Annotated in this window: 16 protein-coding genes; 10 read left to right on the top strand and 6 right to left on the bottom strand. The window is 54.1% G+C overall.

What is annotated here, in order from left to right; genetic code table 11:
* From V5P19_RS16030 to tldD, 4 genes are all read left to right on the top strand, one after another.
* Entirely contained in the window at positions 1 to 594 is a 594-nt protein-coding gene (locus tag V5P19_RS16030; protein WP_334404987.1) for a nucleoside triphosphate pyrophosphatase, read from the top strand.
* Positions 584 to 2,053: a ribonuclease G gene (gene rng, locus V5P19_RS16025; RefSeq protein WP_334404985.1), complete on the top strand. Its 1,470-nt coding sequence runs from the start codon at positions 584 to 586 to the stop codon at positions 2,051 to 2,053. Before V5P19_RS16030 ends, rng begins: the two co-directional genes overlap by 11 nt.
* 42 nt (positions 2,054 to 2,095) lie before the next feature.
* Entirely contained in the window at positions 2,096 to 5,896 is a 3,801-nt protein-coding gene (gene yhdP, locus V5P19_RS16020) for an AsmA2 domain-containing protein YhdP (RefSeq protein ID WP_334404983.1), read from the top strand.
* An 83-nt stretch (positions 5,897 to 5,979) separates the two neighbouring features.
* Positions 5,980 to 7,425: a metalloprotease TldD gene (gene tldD, locus V5P19_RS16015; protein WP_334404981.1), complete on the top strand. Its 1,446-nt coding sequence runs from the start codon at positions 5,980 to 5,982 to the stop codon at positions 7,423 to 7,425.
* A gap of 51 nt (positions 7,426 to 7,476) precedes the next feature.
* Here the strand turns inward: tldD and V5P19_RS16010 are convergent, their stop codons facing one another.
* Complete coding sequence (locus tag V5P19_RS16010) at positions 7,477 to 8,091, bottom strand: YagU family protein (protein ID WP_334404979.1); 615 nt, start codon at positions 8,089 to 8,091, stop codon at positions 7,477 to 7,479.
* A gap of 219 nt (positions 8,092 to 8,310) precedes the next feature.
* Positions 8,311 to 9,237, bottom strand: coding sequence for an HTH-type transcriptional activator AaeR (aaeR, locus tag V5P19_RS16005; RefSeq protein WP_334404977.1), 927 nt, complete (start codon positions 9,235 to 9,237; stop codon positions 8,311 to 8,313).
* A 177-nt stretch (positions 9,238 to 9,414) separates the two neighbouring features.
* Here aaeR and aaeX point away from each other — a divergent pair, with 177 nt between their 5' ends.
* The 5 genes from aaeX to V5P19_RS15980 all read left to right on the top strand — a co-directional run bounded on the left by aaeX (position 9,415) and on the right by V5P19_RS15980 (position 14,389).
* Entirely contained in the window at positions 9,415 to 9,618 is a 204-nt protein-coding gene (gene aaeX / locus V5P19_RS16000; protein WP_235403198.1) for a p-hydroxybenzoic acid efflux pump operon protein AaeX, read from the top strand.
* Positions 9,619 to 9,625: 7 nt separating this feature from the next.
* Entirely contained in the window at positions 9,626 to 10,558 is a 933-nt protein-coding gene (aaeA, locus tag V5P19_RS15995; protein WP_334404973.1) for a p-hydroxybenzoic acid efflux pump subunit AaeA, read from the top strand.
* Between the two features lie 5 nt (positions 10,559 to 10,563).
* Positions 10,564 to 12,531: a p-hydroxybenzoic acid efflux pump subunit AaeB gene (gene aaeB / locus V5P19_RS15990; RefSeq protein ID WP_334404971.1), complete on the top strand. Its 1,968-nt coding sequence runs from the start codon at positions 10,564 to 10,566 to the stop codon at positions 12,529 to 12,531.
* A gap of 85 nt (positions 12,532 to 12,616) precedes the next feature.
* Positions 12,617 to 14,071: an NAD-dependent succinate-semialdehyde dehydrogenase gene (locus tag V5P19_RS15985; RefSeq protein ID WP_334404969.1), complete on the top strand. Its 1,455-nt coding sequence runs from the start codon at positions 12,617 to 12,619 to the stop codon at positions 14,069 to 14,071.
* 45 nt (positions 14,072 to 14,116) lie between these two features.
* On the top strand, positions 14,117 to 14,389 hold the full coding sequence (locus V5P19_RS15980) for a barstar family protein (RefSeq protein WP_334404967.1): 273 nt from the start codon (positions 14,117 to 14,119) through the stop codon (positions 14,387 to 14,389).
* 67 nt (positions 14,390 to 14,456) lie between these two features.
* Here the strand turns inward: V5P19_RS15980 and yhcN (V5P19_RS15975) are convergent, their stop codons facing one another.
* The 3 genes from yhcN (V5P19_RS15975) to argR all read right to left on the bottom strand — a co-directional run bounded on the left by yhcN (V5P19_RS15975) (position 14,457) and on the right by argR (position 15,942).
* Positions 14,457 to 14,723, bottom strand: coding sequence for a peroxide/acid stress response protein YhcN (gene yhcN, locus V5P19_RS15975; RefSeq protein ID WP_334404965.1), 267 nt, complete (start codon positions 14,721 to 14,723; stop codon positions 14,457 to 14,459).
* A gap of 107 nt (positions 14,724 to 14,830) precedes the next feature.
* A complete protein-coding gene (gene yhcN / locus V5P19_RS15970) occupies positions 14,831 to 15,094 on the bottom strand; it encodes a peroxide/acid stress response protein YhcN (RefSeq protein ID WP_334404963.1) in 264 nt (87 codons plus the stop codon).
* A 377-nt stretch (positions 15,095 to 15,471) separates the two neighbouring features.
* Positions 15,472 to 15,942 carry a transcriptional regulator ArgR gene (gene argR / locus V5P19_RS15965; RefSeq protein ID WP_334404961.1) on the bottom strand — a complete coding sequence of 157 codons (471 nt, stop codon included), beginning with the start codon at positions 15,940 to 15,942 and terminating at the stop codon, positions 15,472 to 15,474.
* Between the two features lie 398 nt (positions 15,943 to 16,340).
* Between argR and mdh the strand changes: the two genes are divergently transcribed.
* The gene (gene mdh / locus V5P19_RS15960) at positions 16,341 to 17,279 is read left to right on the top strand and encodes a malate dehydrogenase (protein ID WP_334404959.1); all 939 of its coding nucleotides are present in this window, start codon (positions 16,341 to 16,343) and stop codon (positions 17,277 to 17,279) included.
* Between the two features lie 54 nt (positions 17,280 to 17,333).
* Here the strand turns inward: mdh and degS are convergent, their stop codons facing one another.
* A complete protein-coding gene (gene degS, locus V5P19_RS15955) occupies positions 17,334 to 18,401 on the bottom strand; it encodes an outer membrane-stress sensor serine endopeptidase DegS (RefSeq protein WP_334404957.1) in 1,068 nt (355 codons plus the stop codon).
* Positions 18,402 to 18,475 lie beyond the last annotated feature (74 nt).

Here is an 18,475-nt window from a genome sequence, read left to right as displayed (position 1 = left end):
ATGACGTCTCTCTATCTTGCCTCCGGTTCTCCGCGTCGTCAGGAGTTGCTCACCCAGTTGGGCGTCTCTTTTGAACGTATCGTCACCGGTATTGAAGAAAAACGTGCTGAGGGTGAAAGCGCTCAACAGTACGTCTCTCGTCTGGCGCGCGAGAAAGCGCAGGCCGGCGTGGCGCAGACGCCGCGTGACCTGCCGGTGTTAGGTGCAGATACCATCGTGATTCTTAACGGTGAGGTGCTTGAGAAACCGCACGACGCAGAGCACGCGGCGCGCATGCTGCGCAAAATGTCTGGGCAAACGCATCAGGTGATGACCGCCGTGGCGCTGGCAGACAGCCAGCACGTGCTCGATTGCCTGGTTGTGACGGACGTGACGTTCAGAGTGCTTACCGACGACGAGATTGCCGCTTATATTGCCAGCGGTGAACCGATGGATAAAGCAGGTGCATACGGTATTCAAGGGCTGGGTGGCTGTTTTGTCAGGAAGATTAATGGCAGCTATCACGCCGTAGTCGGCTTACCGCTGGTGGAAACGTATGAGTTGCTGAGCAATTTTAACTCACTGCGTGAGAGAAGGGATAATTATGACGGCTGAATTGTTGGTAAACGTAACGCCATCGGAAACCCGTGTGGCCTACATTGATGGTGGCATTCTTCAGGAAATTCATATTGAACGTGAAGCGCGACGCGGAATAGTAGGCAATATCTACAAAGGTCGTGTTAGTCGTGTACTACCGGGTATGCAGGCGGCTTTTGTAGATATTGGACTCGATAAGGCGGCATTTTTACATGCCTCCGACATCATGCCGCATACCGAATGCGTGGCAGGCGAAGAACAAAAACAGTTTGCCGTGCGTGACATCTCTGAGCTGGTGCGTCAGGGGCAGGATCTAATGGTGCAGGTGGTGAAAGACCCCCTCGGTACCAAAGGCGCTCGTCTGACGACCGACATTACCTTGCCTTCCCGCTATCTGGTCTTTATGCCTGGCGCGTCACACGTGGGTGTGTCCCAGCGTATTGAGAGCGAGACCGAGCGCGAGCGTCTGAAAAAAGTGGTTAGCGCCTACTGCGATGAGCAGGGCGGATTTATCATCCGTACTGCGGCGGAAGGGATCAGCGAAGAAGACCTGGCGTCGGATGCCGCCTATCTTAAACGCGTCTGGACTAAGGTAATGGAGCGTAAGAAGCGCAATCAGACCCGCTACCAGCTGTACGGTGAGCTGGCGCTCGCTCAGCGCGTCCTGCGTGATTTCGCCGACGCGCAGCTCGATCGGATTCGCGTGGACTCTCGCCTGACGTATGAGGCGCTACTGGAGTTCACCGCCGAGTACATTCCGGAAATGCCCGGCCTGCTGGAGCACTACTCTGGCCGTCAGCCGATCTTCGATCTCTTTGACGTTGAAAACGAAATTCAGCGTGCGCTGGAGCGTAAGGTTGAACTGAAGTCCGGCGGCTATCTGATCATCGATCAGACCGAAGCGATGACCACCGTGGATATCAACACCGGTGCATTTGTCGGCCATCGCAACCTGGATGACACCATCTTTAATACCAATATCGAAGCGACGCAGGCCATTGCGCGCCAGCTTCGCCTGCGCAATCTGGGCGGCATTATCATCATCGACTTTATCGATATGAGTAATGAAGATCACCGCCGCCGCGTGCTGCATTCGCTGGAGCAGGCGCTGAGTAAAGATCGCGTCAAAACCAGCATCAACGGCTTCTCCCAGCTTGGGCTGGTGGAAATGACCCGGAAACGGACCCGCGAGAGCGTGGAACATGTGCTGTGTAATGAGTGTCCTACCTGCCACGGGCGCGGTACGGTAAAGACGGTTGAGACGGTCTGCTACGAAATCATGCGTGAAATTGTTCGTGTCCATCACGCCTACGACTCTGACCGTTTTCTGGTCTATGCTTCCCCTGCTGTGGCTGAGGCCCTCAAAGGTGAAGAGTCGCACGCGCTGGCTGAAGTGGAAATCTTTGTCGGCAAACAGGTTAAAGTGCAAATCGAGCCGCTCTATAACCAGGAGCAGTTTGACGTCGTCATGATGTAAGACGCAGTACGCTGCGAGAACGAAGCTGACAAGGAGAGATGCGTGAGGCGATTGCCGGGGATTTTACTGCTTACAGGGGCATCGCTTGTCGTGATTGTCGCGTTGCTCGTGAGCGGGCTGCGCCTCGTTTTGCCGCATCTCGACAGTTGGCGTCCGCAGATACTGGCAAAAATTGAATCCAGCACGGGTGTACCGGTGGACGTGAGCCAGGTCAGCGCCAGCTGGCAGAACTTTGGCCCGACGCTGGATGTGCGCGATATCAATGCCAGCCTGAAAGATGGCGGCTATCTAAAAATCAAACGCGTGACCCTGGCGCTGGATGTCTGGCAAAGTCTGCTGCATCTGCGCTGGCAGTTTCGCGATCTCACCTTTTATCAGCTGCAGTTTCTGACCAATACGCCGCTCTCTGGCGGTGATAGCAATCAGGGCCTTGAAGCCAACCGTTTCAGCGATCTCTTCCTCCGCCAGTTCGATCATTTCGATCTGCGCGACAGCGAAGTGAGCTTTATTACACTTTCTGGCCAGCGCGCCGAACTCGCGATCCCCCAGCTGACCTGGCTTAACGGCACAGAACGTCATCGTGCTGAGGGGCTGGTTAATCTCTCAAGCCTGAACGGGCAGCACGGCGTAATGCAGGTGCGTATGGATCTGCGTGACGATAACGGTCTGCTGAATAATGGCAAAGTGTGGCTGCAGGCTGACGATGTGGATGTAAAGCCGTGGCTGGGAGACTGGGTACAGCGAAATATGCAGCTTGAAACTGCCCGTTTTAGCCTCGAAGGCTGGATGACCCTGACCAAAGGGGAATTTGCCAGCGGTGATATTTGGCTGAAGCAGGGCGGTGCTAGCTGGAAAGGTGAAAATACGCAGCATCAGCTTTCCGTCGACAACCTTACTGCGCATGTGACGCAGGAGAAAGGGGGCTGGCAGTTTGCCATCCCGGATACGCGGATCACCATGGACAGCAAACCCTGGCCGCGCGGCGCGCTGACGCTGGCCTGGATGCCTGAGCAGGATGTCGGTGGCGCGAGCAGTAAACGCAGCGACGAGCTGCGCATCCGCGCCAGTAATCTCGATTTGGCCGCAATAGAAGGGTTACGCACTATGGCGGCGAAGCTCTCGCCGGATCTGGGCGAGATTTGGCTGGCGACCCAGCCGAGCGGGAAGATAGACTCTCTGGGGCTGGATATTCCGCTTCAGGCGACGGAGAAAACCCGTTTCCAGGCAACATGGAAAGATCTGGCCTGGAAACAATGGAAACTCCTGCCGGGTGCTGAAAATTTCAGCGGTAAGCTGGAGGGAAGCGTTGAGGACGGCAGGCTGACGGTCGAAATGCATGACGCCAAAATGCCTTACGAAACGGTCTTCCGCGCACCGCTGGAAATTGAAAAAGGTAGCGCGATACTCAACTGGCAGCGTAACGATAAAGGCTTCCAGCTTGATGGTCGGCATATCGATGTCAAAGCCAAAGCGCTTGACGCCCGTGGGGATTTTCGCTATCTCCAGCCTGAAGGCGAAGAGCCGTGGCTGGGCATTCTGGCGGGCATCAGCACCAGCGACGGTTCTCAGGCCTGGCGCTACTTCCCGGAAAACCTGATGGGCAAAGCGCTGGTGGACTACCTGAGCGGCGCAATCCAGGGCGGTCAGGCAGATAACGCCACCCTGGTTTACGGCGGTAACCCGCACCTGTTCCCCTACAAACACAATGAAGGTCAGTTCCAGGTGCTGGTGCCTCTGCACAATGCCACCTTTGCTTTCCAGCCGGACTGGCCTGCGCTGAAAAACCTCGATATCGAACTCAATTTTATCAACGACGGTTTGTGGATGAAGACGGACAGCGTCGCGCTGGGCGGCGTGATGGCCAGTAACCTGACGGCAAATATTCCGGATTACTCAAAAGAGAAGCTGCTCATTGATGCGGATATTCACGGCCCGGGCAAGGCCGTTGGCCCGTACTTTGAGGATACACCGCTGAAAGATTCCCTGGCGGCCACGCTTGAACAACTCCAGTTAGACGGCGATGTGAATGCTCGCTTACATCTGGACATCCCGTTGGATGGGGAAATCACCACCGCCAAAGGCGACGTGCATCTTAATAACAACAGCCTGTATATCAAACCGCTGGAAAGCACCCTGAAGAACCTCAGCGGGCAGTTCAGCTTTGTGAACGGTAATCTGAAGAGTGGGCCGCTCCAGGCCAACTGGTTTAACCAACCCGTCAATATCGACTTCTCTACCACTGAGGGTGAAAAGGCGTATCAGGTTGCCGTCAACATGGACGCCAACTGGCAGCCATCGCATATGGATGTGCTGCCGAAGCCTCTCGCCGAGTCGGTGGATGGCAGCGTATCGTGGAATGGCAAGGTGGGCATCGAGCTGCCGTATCACGCCAGCGCGACGTATAACGTCGATATCACGGGCGATCTGAAAAACCTCAACAGCCAGCTCCCTGTTCCGCTGGATAAAAAAGCCGGACAGTCTCTGCCGGTGAAGCTTAACGTGGATGGCAATCTGAGCAGCTTCGCGCTGACCGGCAGCGCAGGGGGGACAAACCACTTTAACAGCCGCTGGCTGCTTAACCGCAAGCTCACCCTCGACAGGGCAATCTGGACGACAGACAGTCGAACCACGCCGCCGCTGCCTGAGCAGGAGGGCATTGAGCTCAATCTTCCGCCGATGGATGGCGCAGAATGGCTGGCGCTGTTCCAGAAAGGAGTAGGGCAAAACGTTGACGACGCTGCTCTGTTCCCGAAAATCATTACCGTCCGCACGCCAGCGCTAACGCTAGGCGGGCAGCAGTGGAATAACCTGAGCATTGTTTCGCAGCCGACCGATAGCGGCTCGAAGGTCGAAGCCCAGGGACGAGAAATCAACGGCACACTGACCATGCGCGACAATGCACCGTGGCAGGCTGCGATTCGCTATCTCTATTACAACCCGACAGCGGCCGCACCTGCGGAACAGCCGGCGAGCGCGTCACCCTTCAGCGGCACGTCTCGTTTGAATTTCAGCGGTTGGCCCGATCTGCAGCTGCGCTGTGCCGAGTGCTGGCTGTGGGGGCAAAAATATGGCCGCATCGACGGGGATTTTGCCATTAAGGGCAACACAATGAGCCTCGTTGGCGGGCTGATCGATACCGGTTTTGGTCGTCTGACGGCAGCGGGTGAATGGGTGAATAACCCGGGCGAGCAGCGCACCTCACTGAAAGGGGATATTAAGGGAAACAAGCTGGATGCGATGGCGAATTTCTTTGGTATCAGCACGCCGCTGCGGGGATCGTCCTTCAATGTGAATTACGACCTCCACTGGCGCGCAGCACCGTGGACGCCGGATGAAGCTTCGCTTAACGGTATCCTAAAAACGCATTTCGGGAAGGGTGAAATTGCAGATGTCAGTACCGGCCATGCCGGGCAGATACTGCGGCTGCTGAGTTTCGATGCCCTGCTGCGTAAGCTGCGCTTCGACTTCAGCGATACCTTTAGCGAGGGGTTCTATTATGACTCCATTCGCAGCACGGCCTGGATCAAAGACGGCGTCATGCACACTGACGATACGCTGGTAGACGGGCTGGAAGCTGACATCGCGATGAAAGGCTCGGTGGACCTGGTGCGCCGCGAATTGAATATGGAAGCCGTGGTGGCGCCTGAAATCTCTGCCACCGTTGGCGTCGCGGCAGCCTTCGTGGTGAATCCGATCGTCGGCGCAGCGGTATTCGCAGCCAGTAAAGTGCTGGGGCCACTGTGGAGTAAAGTGTCTATTCTGCGTTATCGGATCACCGGTCCGATCGATAAGCCGCAGATTAATGAAGTGCTGCGCCAGGCGCGCAAAGATGCACAGCAATGATTTGACGTGGGCAGGTAATTGCCTCACTCTCAATAAATACGATTTTATACCGCCCCGGGCGGCAACGAACGAGTAGCAATACGATGAGTCTGAACCTGGTAAGTGAACATTTGCTCGCAGCGAACGGCCTGAGCCATCAGGACCTGTTTTCCATTCTTGGTCAACTGACCGAACGTCGTCTCGACTACGGCGATCTCTATTTCCAGTCGAGCTATCACGAATCCTGGGTTTTAGAAGACAGCATCATTAAAGACGGTTCTTATAACATCGATCAGGGCGTCGGCGTGCGTGCCGTGAGCGGTGAAAAAACCGGTTTTGCGTATGCTGACCAGATTAGCCTCGCGGCGTTGGAACAGAGCGCACAGGCCGCACGCACTATCGTTCGCGACACCGGCGATGGCCGCGTGAAAACGTTCGGCGAAGTGCAGCACACGGCGCTTTATACCAGCATCGATCCCCTGCAGAGCATGAGCCGTGAAGAGAAGCTGGATATTCTGCGCCGCGTGGATAAAGTGGCGCGTGCCGCTGATAAACGCGTGCAGGAAGTGTCCGCCAGCCTGAGCGGCGTCTATGAACTGATTCTGGTTGCCGCAACAGACGGTACGCTGGCGGCAGATGTACGTCCGCTTGTACGCCTGTCGATTAGCGTACAGGTTGAAGACGATGGCAAGCGTGAGCGCGGCTCCAGCGGCGGCGGCGGTCGTTTTGGTTACGACTGGTTCCTCGGCGATGTTGACGGTGAAGCGCGTGCGGATGCGTGGGCAAAAGAAGCCGTGCGGATGGCAATGGTGAATCTTTCTGCAGTAGCCGCACCCGCAGGGACATTCCCGGTGGTTCTGGGTGCTGGCTGGCCCGGCGTCCTGCTGCACGAAGCGGTAGGTCACGGCCTGGAAGGAGACTTTAACCGTCGCGGTACGTCTGTGTTTAGCGGCCAGATAGGGCAACTCGTCTCTTCTGAGCTATGCACCGTGGTGGATGACGGCACAATGCTTGACCGTCGTGGCTCAATTTCTATCGATGATGAAGGTACGCCGGGCCAGTACAACGTGCTGATCGAAAACGGCGTGCTGAAAGGTTACATGCAGGACAAACTCAACGCGCGTCTGATGGGCGTTGCGCCAACGGGCAACGGTCGTCGCGAATCCTATGCGCACCTGCCAATGCCGCGCATGACCAATACCTACATGCTGCCGGGCAAATCCACGCCGCAGGAGATTATCGAGTCCGTCGATTACGGTATCTTCGCGCCAAACTTTGGCGGCGGCCAGGTGGATATCACCTCCGGTAAGTTTGTCTTCTCTACTTCAGAAGCCTATCTGATCGAGAAGGGTAAAGTGACCAAGGCGGTGAAAGGCGCGACCCTGATTGGCTCAGGTATTGAAGCCATGCAGCAGATCTCTATGGTGGGTAACGATCTGAAGCTGGATAACGGCGTGGGCGTGTGCGGTAAAGAGGGGCAGAGTTTGCCAGTAGGTGTGGGTCAGCCAACGCTGAAAGTGGACAGCCTGACGGTGGGCGGAACGGCCTAAACGGACCAACAAGACAGTGAAAGGCGCTACTCTGCGAGTAGCGCCTTTTTTTTAACGAGCGTGGCTGAGCGGGACTTCAGCATCGGGCTCGTGAGTGATGCGGTTGCGTAGATCGCGACGAATAATTTCGATCGACCAGAACCAGATCAGATGTCCCAGAATCTCGGATACATGCTCATACCACGGCAGTTCAAAGAGCGGTGGCGTTAGCCCCATCAACGGGAATGAGATCATGTGGACAAAAAGCTGTGCCAAAGCACCGGCCAGCAAGCCTTGCCAGAGTTTAATTTTTGGAAAGACTTCCGCAACTACGCAATACCCCACGGCAAAGACAATGGAGAAAATAATATGCGTGACGCCGACCCAGTTAAATATATGTCCGGCAAAGGTATAAACGGCAGCGTTAGGATCGACTACGCCCAGCCAGTCACGCAGGAATATATAGGGTGGGTTTAAAAAATTACGCGAGCAATCAATCTGGCTTGCGGCGCGTATTAATTGCTCTGGTCCGCATGCACCGGTGAATAAATCAGTCGGGCTGCGTGGGGGAAGCGGCACTTCAGCTCCCCATTTCACAAAGGCGGAGACAATCCCTGCGATCAACCCAATGAACGCGGCAAGGCCATAGCGCCTGCGTGACGGCGGTGTTTGTTCAAATATATTCATTTCTGTTCCTTGTTTTAATTTATCCTGCGAAATTCATTTTTATTATTCATATTGGTAACATTTAAATAACAGTCTGAATATCAGACTGCTTACACGGTAAATGCCAGGCAGTAGCACTGTCAATTCGCTATTGTTGATAGTAGGGCGGGGTAAATTCTGAATGTGCAGCAGGAAAACCCGGATATAGATGCGTTCAGCTTTCTTTCCGGGTTATTAGCATTATTCCTTTCTTCTTTCTCGCATCCCCTGAAACAGTTCTGCTACCTCGACAAAATATTCGGTCAGATAGTTAATACACACCTGTACCTTAAGCGGCAGTTTGTCCTTTTCGGTATACAGAGCGTAGACAGGGCGAGGATCGGACTGGTAGCGCGGAAACAGGATCTCCAGCTCGCCGGTGTTGATCTCGTTGATTACCCACATCAACGGCACGTAGGCAATCCCGGCACCCGCCACCAGCCAGCGGGAAATGGTCATGGGATCGTTGGTCACGAACCTGCCTTCCGGCAACAGTTTGGTGGATAGCCCTTCCGGGGCAATCAGTTCGAATTCGTTATCCGGACGAACGCTGTATTCCAGCCAGGAGTGGTTGCTTAAGTCAGCGGGTTTTTCCGGTATCCCGTATTGCGCCAGATAGCTTTTAGAGGCACAGACCACCATAGGCATGCTGCCCAGTCGACGAGAAAAGAGGCTAGAGTCCTGCAATGCACCGACGCGGATCACCACGTCCAGCCCATCGGCGATCAGATCCGGCGCGGGAATACCGGTTACCAGATTGACGGTCAATCCCGGGTACTCTTTCAGCATTTCTGCCGTCATGGCAGCCAGAACATTTTGTGCCATAGTTGAAGAACAACCAATGCGTAGCGTACCGATGGGCGTGTTGTTGAAGGCGTAGAGCTGTTCGTGAACATCCTGCACTTCCAGCATCATGCGGCGGCAACCCTGATAGTAGATCTTACCCGCCTCCGTCAGCCCAATACTTCGGGTGCTTCGGTTGAGCAGCTTGACCTGTAGCTCATCTTCCAGTTTTGACACCGTCTGGCTGATGGATGAGACGCTCATCTGCAGCTGACGTGCAGCGGCGGTAAATGAGCCCAGTTCAACCACTTTGGCGAAGACCGACATGCGTTTTAAACGTTCCATTGTTCACTCTGGCTTAAAAGTGATTTAGATCACATATTATAGATAACAGCATAACAGTTACGTTAATATATTATTAATTACATAATGGCTGCGCCACTCCTGCCCGGCTTTTCTTGCTCTCCTGCGGCGGCGCATGTTTAAAAATTCAGTAGCCTGCTCTCTCTAATCAAGGTCAACATGAGTCTGTTTCCCGTTATCGTGGTGTTCGGTCTGTCGTTCCCACCGATATTTTTTGAGCTTCTTTTATCACTGGCGATCTTCTGGCTGGTGCGCAAGATGCTGGTCCCTACCGGGATCTACGATTTCGTCTGGCATCCTGCATTGTTCAATACCGCGCTGTATTGCTGTTTGTTTTACCTGATATCGCGCATGTTTGTTTGAGGTTGATGTGAAAACGCTAACAAGAAAAATCTCCCGCACCGCTATCACGATGGCACTGGTTATCCTCGCGTTCATCGCAATATTTCGCGCCTGGGTGTATTACACCGAATCACCGTGGACGCGCGATGCGCGCTTTAGCGCAGACGTGGTGGCGATTGCCCCCGATGTCGCGGGCCTTATCACGGCGGTTAACGTCCACGATAACCAACTGGTAAAAAAGGACCAGGTGTTATTCACCATCGATCAGCCGCGTTATCAGAAAGCCCTGGAAGAAGCGGAAGCGGACGTAGCCTATTACCAGGCGCTCGCTACGGAGAAACGTCGGGAAGCCGGTCGCCGCAACCAGCTGGGCGTTCAGGCGATGTCTCGTGAAGAGATTGACCAGTCTAACAATGTGCTGCAAACCGTGCTGCATCAGATGGCAAAAGCGGAGGCAACGCGCGATCTGGCGAAGCTCGATCTGGAGCGTACCGTAATTCGCGCGCCGTCCGATGGCTGGATCACCAACCTGAATGTCTACGCTGGGGAGTTTATTACTCGCGGTTCTACTGCCGTGGCGCTGGTGAAACAGAACTCCTTCTACGTGCTCGCCTATATGGAAGAGACCAAGCTGGAAGGCGTTCGCCCGGGCTATCGCGCGGAGATCACCCCGCTTGGCAGCAATCGCGTGTTGAAAGGGACTGTCGATAGCGTTGCCGCTGGCGTAACCAACTCCAGCAGCAGCAATGATACAAAAGGGATGGCGACCGTCGATTCCAACCTTGAGTGGGTTCGTCTGGCACAGCGCGTGCCGGTGCGCATCCATCTGGATGAACAGCAGGGGAATCTGTGGCCAGCAGGCACCACGGCAACTGTCGTAATCACCGGTGCTAAAGACCGTGATGCCAGCCAGGATTCTATCTTCCGTAAAATCGCCCACCGCCTGCGCGAGTTTGGTTAATCGTTATGGGACTCTTTTCCATCGCCAGTCAGCACCTGCGCTTCGCCGTGAAGCTGGCGTGTGCCATCGTGCTGGCGCTGTTTATCGGCTTTCACTTCCAGCTTGAAACTCCCCGCTGGGCAGTGCTGACGGCAGCTATCGTCACGGCTGGCCCCGCTTTTGCGGCGGGGGGAGAACCCTATTCCGGTGCGATTCGCTACCGCGGAATGTTGCGTATCGTCGGCACGTTTATCGGCTGTATTGCTGCACTCACCATTATCATTCTGATGATCCGCACGCCGCTGCTGATGCTGATGGTGTGTTGTATCTGGGCGGGCTTCTGTACCTGGGTCTCTTCCCTGGTCAAAGTTGAGAACTCCTACGCGTGGGGGCTTGCTGGCTATACCGCGCTGATTATCATCATCACCATTCAGAGTGAACCGCTGCTTGCCCCTCAGTTTGCCGTAGAACGCTGCAGCGAGATCGTGATTGGTATCGTCTGTGCAATCGTTGCGGACCTGCTCTTCTCGCCGCGCTCCATCAAGCAGGAAGTGGATCGCGAGCTGGATGCCCTGATCGTGGCTCAGTACCAGCTGATGCAGCAGTGCATTGCGCACGGTGACAGTGAAGAAGTGGATAAGGCCTGGAGCGGGCTGGTGCGTCGTACCCAGGCGCTGGAAGGGATGCGCAGCAATCTCAACATGGAATCGTCTCGTTGGACGCGCGCCAACCGTCGTCTTAAAGCGCTCAACACGGTCTCCTTAACGCTGATCACCCAGGCATGTGAAACCTATCTGATTCAAAACACCCGTCCGGAAGTGGTGACGGATACCTTCCGCGAACTGTTTGCCGAGCCGGTCGAAACGGTGCAGGACGTGCACAGGCAGCTCAAGCGCATGCGTCGTGTGATTGCCTGGACCGGTGAACGCGACACGCCCGTTACGATTTATACCTGGGTGGGGGCCGCGACGCGTTATCTGCTGCTGAAGCGCGGCGTGATTGGCAATACCAAAATCAGCGCGGCAGAAGAAGAAGTGCTGCAGGGCGAAGTGGTGATCAAGGCGGAATCGGCTGAACGTCATCATGCGATGGTCAACTTCTGGCGTACTATGCTGGCCTGTATGCTCGGCACGCTGTTCTGGCTGTGGACCGGCTGGACCTCCGGCAGCGGCGCAATGGTGATGATTGCCGTCGTGACGGCGCTGGCGATGCGTCTGCCTAACCCGCGTATGGTCGCCATCGACTTTCTGTACGGGACGATAGCCGCTCTGCCGATTGGTGCGCTCTATTTTCTGGTGATTTTACCCTCCACGCAGCAAAGCATGCTGTTGCTTTGTATCAGTCTGGCTGTGATGGCGTTCTTTATCGGGATCGAGGTGCAGAAGCGCCGGCTGGGTTCACTCGGGGCCCTTGCCAGTACCATTAACATTCTGGTGCTGGATAACCCAATGACGTTCCATTTCAGCCAGTTCCTCGACAGTGCTCTGGGTCAGCTGGTGGGCTGTTTCCTGGCGATGATGGTGATCCTGCTGGTCCGGGATAATTCACAGGCGCGCACGGGACGCGTGCTGCTGAACCAGTTTGTGTCGGCTGCCGTATCTTCCATGACGACCAATACCGCGCGCCGTAAAGAAAATCATCTGCCGGCGCTGTATCAGCAGTTGTTCTTACTGTTGAATAAATTCCCGGGAGATATCGCGAAGTTCCGTCTGGCGTTAACCATGATCATTGCGCACCAGCGTTTACGTAATGCGCCCGTGCCGATCAATGACGATCTATCAGCTTTTCACCGCCAGCTGCGTCGCACCGCCGACCATGTGCTTGCCGCCTCCAGCGATGACAAACGCCGTCGCTACTTTAAGCAGTTGCTTGAGGAACTGGACATCTATCAGGAGAAGCTTACGATCTGGGAAGCCCCGCCTCAGGTGACAGAGCCGGTGGGACGGCTAGTGTCCATGCTGCATCGCTACCAGAATGCCCTGACGGATAGCTGAATACCTAAAAAACCGACGCCAAAAGCGTCGGTTTTTTTGTGGCTATACTTAGTTGCAGACATTTTCATTCAGAAAGGGAGGACACATGACAACCCCGTCTCTACAGGACAATGTTCTTTTCCAGACCGGCTACCTGGTCAATGGTATATGGAAAACGCTGGACACGACTTTTGATGTGCTCAACCCGGCAACCGGCGATGTCATCGCAAAAGTGGCGAAAGCAGGAAAGGCCGAAACTGAAGACGCGATTGCCGCCGCGGCGAAAGCTTTCCCGGCATGGCGCGCCAAAACCGCGAAAGAGCGTTCAGCGATCCTTTATCGCTGGTATGAATTGATTATTGAAAACAAAAGCTGGCTCGGGCAGTTAATGACCACCGAACAGGGTAAGCCCCTTAAAGAAGCCGAAGGTGAAGTGGAGTACGCCGCCAGCTTTATTCAGTGGTTTGCCGAACAGGCCAAGCGTGCCAACGGCGAAATTATTCCACCAGTAAAACCAGGCTCCCGCATCCTGGCGACCCGAGAACCTATCGGCGTCGTGGCGGCGATCACGCCGTGGAACTTCCCGATGGCCATGCTTACCCGCAAGCTTGGTCCGGCGCTCGCCGCAGGGTGTACAGGGGTCATCAAACCGGCAAACAATACACCGCTCAGCGCCTTTGCGCTGCTGACGCTGGCGAAACAGGCCGGTGTACCCGATGGCGTACTTAACGCCGTAGCAGGCAATACGCACGACATCAGCGATGCGATCATGGCCAGCCACGACGTACGTAAAATTTCATTCACGGGCTCGACCTCCGTGGGGAAAACGCTGATGCGTAACGCCGCAGAGACGATGAAAAAAGTGTCGATGGAGCTGGGGGGGAATGCCCCGTATATCGTGTTTGAGGACGCGGATATTGATGCTGCCGTCAAAGGGGCCATCGCGAATAAATTCCGTAACGCCGGACAGGTCTGCGTCAGTGTGAACCGTTTTTATATTCAGGAAACCGTCTACGATAAGTTTGTGAATAAGCTGGCCGATGCCGTGAAGGCGCTTAAGGTCGGAAATGGTCTGGAAGAGGGCGTTATCGTCGGCCCGCTGATTGAATCTGCCGCAGTCGACAAAGTTCGCGAGCATGTAGAAGATGCCGTTGCTCGGGGCGCAACCGTGCTGGCAGGCGGCAAGGCTCATGCGCTCGGCGGCAATTTCTGGCAGCCCACCGTGCTGGGCGACTGTCATGAGGGCATGAAGCTGGCTGAAGAAGAGACGTTTGGTCCCGTAGCGGCCTGCTTCCGTTTCACCTCCGAAGATGAAGTTATCCAGCGCGCCAACAACACGCCCTATGGTCTGGCGGCTTACTTCTATACGCAAAATCTGTCGCGCGTTTTCCGCGTTTCACAGGCAATTGAAAGCGGGATGATTGGTATTAATGAATGTGCCGTTTCCACGGAGCTTGGACCGTTTGGAGGAGTAAAAGAGTCTGGCCTGGGGCGTGAGGGTTCTGTGCTGGGGCTGGAAGAGTTTCTGGAAGTTAAAACCCTGCATATCGGGGGATTATAATAGACAGGGCGGCATCTGCCGCTCGCCTGGACTGGGTGGCTGGCAATGAAAACCTATACCTTTGATTTTGACGAGATCGACAGTCAGGAAGACTTCTATCGTGAATTTATCCGGGTGTTTGATCTTGAGCGGGAAAGCGTCATGAATCTGGATACATTGTGGGATGTGGTCACCGGTAACCAGTTGCCGCTACCGCTGGAAATAGAGTTCATTCATCTGCCGGATAAACTCCGAAGACGCTTTGGCGCGTTGATATTGTTGTTCGATGAAGCGGAAGAAGAGCTGGAAGGGCAGCTGCGTTTCAACGCACGCCACTGATTAAACGAAAAAAAGCCCCTGACCAACAAGGCCAGGGGCAAGTCGTATGATGAGATACGACGAGGGTTTATTTGTACAGTTCAGCCGTTGCATGCCAGTGGTCACCCTGATTCAGTTCGGTGACGCGGTAGCTGCTGGCGCCTGCTTTTTCAGCTTTTGCGGCCAGCTCATGACGAATATCCATCGGAGAACCGGTGATGGACGTTACAGAGATGCTGCCCATAGACTGCAAATTCTGCGCCTGGTCGGCATTCACCTGCTGAACGGCTGCGTTCGCGCCGAAAGAGAGAACGGATGCCAGGCCAAGGGTTGCGATGATGAGTTTGGTTTTCATAGTCTTTGCTCCTGAATAGATTTCCTCAACGGCGAGAAGGGTTGAACCGCTATTTTTATGCCTGGTGCCGTTGAGTGGGTAATGACGTCTTCTGATAGGACTTAAACTTATTTGTACAGTTCAGCGGTTGCGTGCCAGTGGTCGCCGCTACGCGCTTCGATAACGCGATAAGATGATGCACCCTGTTCTTCCGCTTTCTTGTTCAGCATCTCGTGCATGTCCATCGGAGAAGTACCGATAGCACCGACAGATACCGTACCGATTGTCTGGCGGGATTGCGCCTGATCGGCGTTGATTGAGTCAGCAGCAAAAGCACCGAATGACAGGACAGACAGGACGCTCAGCGCCGCAACAGTCGTTTTGATTTTCATGATTCTTTACCTCGTCGAATTTTTTATAGGGGTCTTCGTTTCGTGACCCTCATCACAAAATCAAGTATACACTAGTAACGGTAAAAATTAATACCAGACTAATTGTTTCATGGGGAATTGCGCGTTAATAGAAGTAATTTTTATAACCAAATTGCATAAAAAAGGTCATTTTTTCGTCATGACCATGCATTATTTATAAGTAAATCATAGGGATATGAGACTTTGATTTTTCGTGCGATTTTTTAGTTTAGTATTCACCAAGTGAATGTTAATGAGTGGTAAAAAGCACTATTTGTTAAATTTATGGCAGTAGAAAGGTGGGGGAAAACCTGGCAGGAGCAGAACAATCCCCGCAGCGGCGCTACGGGGACAGAGGATTACAGTTCCTGTTCGAACAGAACCAGAATCGCTTCGTGGAGATCTTTAACGGAGAAACCGCTAGCCGGGATGGTAAAGATGGTGTCATCGCCGGCGATAGTCCCGAGGATACCCTCCGTTTTACCCACCGAGTCCAGCATGCGTGCAATCAGCTGCGCGGCACCGGGGCTTGTGCGAATCACCACAACGGCGTCGTTGTAATCGATATCGAGAACCAGATTCTTGAGCGGGCTGGTAGTGGTCGGCACGCCAAGTTCTGCTGGCAGGCAATAGACCATCTCCATTTTAGCGTTACGCGTACGCACCGCGCCAAATTTGGTTAACATGCGGGAGACTTTCGACTGGTTAATGTTATCGAAGCCCTGTTCCTGCAGCGCCTGAACAATTTCTCCCTGAGAACTGAATTTCTCTTCTTTGAGTAGCGCCTTAAAGGCCTTTACTAATTCTTCTTGCTTAGACGAACTTCGCATAAGTCACCCGGAATATGACGATAGAAACAACATTATTATGCACGTGGATGAATTTTTATGCAAATTCTCTACCGAATGGTAGGCTGAAATAATGTTATGAAAGGGAGTGATTTTATCAGATTTCGTTATCGGAAAACATGCCTGGGTCACGCCGCGAAAATAAGCCAAAAAGTAAATTAAATGTTATCAAAATGATGTTGTTTTGGTGGCGGGGCAAGGTGTATTGTAACCACCTCTTATTTCGTTGCCGTCTGGTGTGGGATAGCTTTCTGACAACAGAGAAAAGCGCGTGACCTCAAATTCTTTAGCTACGAAAATTGTAATTATTTACTTGCTGAATTATCGTCGCCGCAACGGAGTTAAAGATACTTAAAGTTAACCATAATAAGGAGTTTAGGATGAAAGTCGCAGTCCTCGGCGCTGCTGGTGGTATCGGCCAGGCGCTTGCCCTACTACTGAAAACCCAACTGCCTTCAGGCTCAGAACTCTCCCTGTACGATATTGCTCCGGTAACCCCAGGTGTGGCGGTTGACCTGAGCCACATCCCTACCGCTGTGAAAATCAAAGGCTTCTCAGGTGAAGATGCGCGTCCTGCGCTGCAGGGCGCTGACGTCGTGCTGATCTCCGCAGGCGTGGCGCGCAAGCCGGGTATGGATCGTTCAGACCTGTTCAACGTCAACGCGGGTATTGTCAAAAACCTGGTGCAGCAGATTGCTGAAGTCTGCCCGAAAGCCTGCATCGGTATCATCACCAATCCGGTAAATACCACCGTAGCCATCGCGGCCGAAGTGCTGAAGAAAGCGGGTGTTTACGATAAGAACAAACTGTTCGGCGTGACCACGTTGGATATCATCCGCTCCAACACCTTCGTGGCCGAGCTGAAAGGCAAACAGCCAACAGAGGTTGAAGTGCCGGTTATCGGTGGTCACTCTGGCGTTACTATTCTGCCTCTGCTGTCGCAGATCCCAGGCGTAAGCTTCACCGAGCAGGAAGTGGCCGATCTCACCAAACGTATCCAGAACGCGGGTACCGAAGTGGTGGAAGCGAAGGCGGGTGGCGGATCTGCAACCCTGTCTATGGGCCAGGCAGCGGCACGTTTTGGTTTGTCTCTGGTTCGCGCTCTGCAGGGCGAGAAAGGCGTTGTTGAATGCGCTTACGTTGAAGGGGACGGCGAACACGCGCGCTTCTTCTCTCAGCCGCTGCTGCTGGGTAAAAATGGTATCGAAGAACATCAGTCGATTGGCACGCTGAGCGCGTTTGAACAGAACGCGATGGAAGGCATGCTGGATACGCTGAAGAAAGATATCACGCTGGGCGAAGAGTTCGTTAACAAGTAAAACGCACTCCACCGGTAAAAAAACGGAGCTTATCGCTCCGTTTTTTTATGTCTGTTAGTTGGTGGCCGGGTATTCCTGAATCGTCACTTGAATCGTCAGCTTCTTATCATTACGCATGACTTCAACTGGGATGATTGAGCCAGGGCGAATCTCTGCCACCTGATCCATGGTTTCAAGCGCCGAGACGGCTGGCGTGCCATTAACCGAGACAATGACGTCATTAACCTGAATACCTGCGTTGGCCGCCGGGCCGCCAGGGGCGACTTCATTAACCACAATGCCCTGGATCTGATCGATACCGCCGCCCTGCGAGTGCATCGGCGCAATTTCACGACCGCCGATACCGATATACCCACGGATTACCCGTCCGTCGCGGATCAGCTTATCCATAATTTTAGTGGCTAGCTGGAACGGTATAGCGAAGCCAATCCCTTCCGGCGTTTCGCCATCGTTACTTTTATCGAACGAGAGGGTGTTGATGCCCATCAGTTCGCCCACGGAGTTAACCAGCGCGCCGCCAGAGTTACCGTGGTTGATCGACGCATCGGTCTGCAGGAAGTTTTGCCGACCTGACGGATTCAGGCCGATTCGACCGGTTGCGCTGATGATCCCCTGAGTGATGGTTTGCCCAAGGTTATACGGGTTACCAATAGCCAGCACGACGTCGCCGATATGCGGCGTCCGCTTGTGGTTAATCGGGATCGTTGGCAGGCCGCCCGTGGCGTTGATTTTCAGCACCGCCAGATCGGTCAGGCTATCAGAGCCAACCAGTAAGGCCTCAAACACGCGGCCATCCTGCAGGGCAACGATGATCTGGTCGGCATCGTTAATCACGTGTTTGTTGGTAATGATGTAGCCACGTTCATCCATAATCACGCCGGAGCCGAGCGTACGGATCTCAAGCTGGTTATGGGTCGAACTGTTAAGGCCGCGGTTGTAAACGTTTACCACGGCAGGTGCGGCACGGCGAACCGCCTGATTATAAGTAGCAGGCGTTTCATCCGTACTGTCAAACTGAGGGGCCGTCAGCTTATTGAACTGACGTAAAGACGGCATAGCCACTAACAGCAGGCCAGCAACGATCAAACCGATAGCAATGGAACGAAAGAGCTTTAAAAGCATGATGCGCGTGTCGTTAATAAAGGAACGATTTGCAGCATAGCATGAGTTATCCGGACATCACACGCCACGGCGAT

Source organism: Enterobacter sp. UNJFSC 003 (assembly GCF_036903355.1).
GTDB lineage: Bacteria > Pseudomonadota > Gammaproteobacteria > Enterobacterales > Enterobacteriaceae > Enterobacter.
This window is presented reverse-complemented; position numbering and strand designations above follow the sequence as displayed.

Bases quoted from the DNA above. Each gene is read 5' to 3' on its own strand.
- aaeX (WP_235403198.1), top strand. From the start codon at position 9,415: ATGAGTCTGTTTCCCGTTATCGTGGTGTTCGGTCTGTCGTTCCCACCG.
- V5P19_RS16030 (WP_334404987.1), top strand. From the start codon at position 1: ATGACGTCTCTCTATCTTGCCTCCGGTTCTCCGCGTCGTCAGGAGTTG.
- tldD (WP_334404981.1), top strand. From the start codon at position 5,980: ATGAGTCTGAACCTGGTAAGTGAACATTTGCTCGCAGCGAACGGCCTG.
- aaeB (WP_334404971.1), top strand. From the start codon at position 10,564: ATGGGACTCTTTTCCATCGCCAGTCAGCACCTGCGCTTCGCCGTGAAG.
- mdh (WP_334404959.1), top strand. From the start codon at position 16,341: ATGAAAGTCGCAGTCCTCGGCGCTGCTGGTGGTATCGGCCAGGCGCTT.
- yhcN (WP_334404965.1), bottom strand. From the start codon at position 14,723: ATGAAAACCAAACTCATCATCGCAACCCTTGGCCTGGCATCCGTTCTC.
- V5P19_RS15985 (WP_334404969.1), top strand. From the start codon at position 12,617: ATGACAACCCCGTCTCTACAGGACAATGTTCTTTTCCAGACCGGCTAC.
- yhcN (WP_334404963.1), bottom strand. From the start codon at position 15,094: ATGAAAATCAAAACGACTGTTGCGGCGCTGAGCGTCCTGTCTGTCCTG.
- aaeR (WP_334404977.1), bottom strand. From the start codon at position 9,237: ATGGAACGTTTAAAACGCATGTCGGTCTTCGCCAAAGTGGTTGAACTG.
- argR (WP_334404961.1), bottom strand. From the start codon at position 15,942: ATGCGAAGTTCGTCTAAGCAAGAAGAATTAGTAAAGGCCTTTAAGGCG.
- V5P19_RS15980 (WP_334404967.1), top strand. From the start codon at position 14,117: ATGAAAACCTATACCTTTGATTTTGACGAGATCGACAGTCAGGAAGAC.
- degS (WP_334404957.1), bottom strand. From the start codon at position 18,401: ATGCTTTTAAAGCTCTTTCGTTCCATTGCTATCGGTTTGATCGTTGCT.
- rng (WP_334404985.1), top strand. From the start codon at position 584: ATGACGGCTGAATTGTTGGTAAACGTAACGCCATCGGAAACCCGTGTG.
- V5P19_RS16010 (WP_334404979.1), bottom strand. From the start codon at position 8,091: ATGAATATATTTGAACAAACACCGCCGTCACGCAGGCGCTATGGCCTT.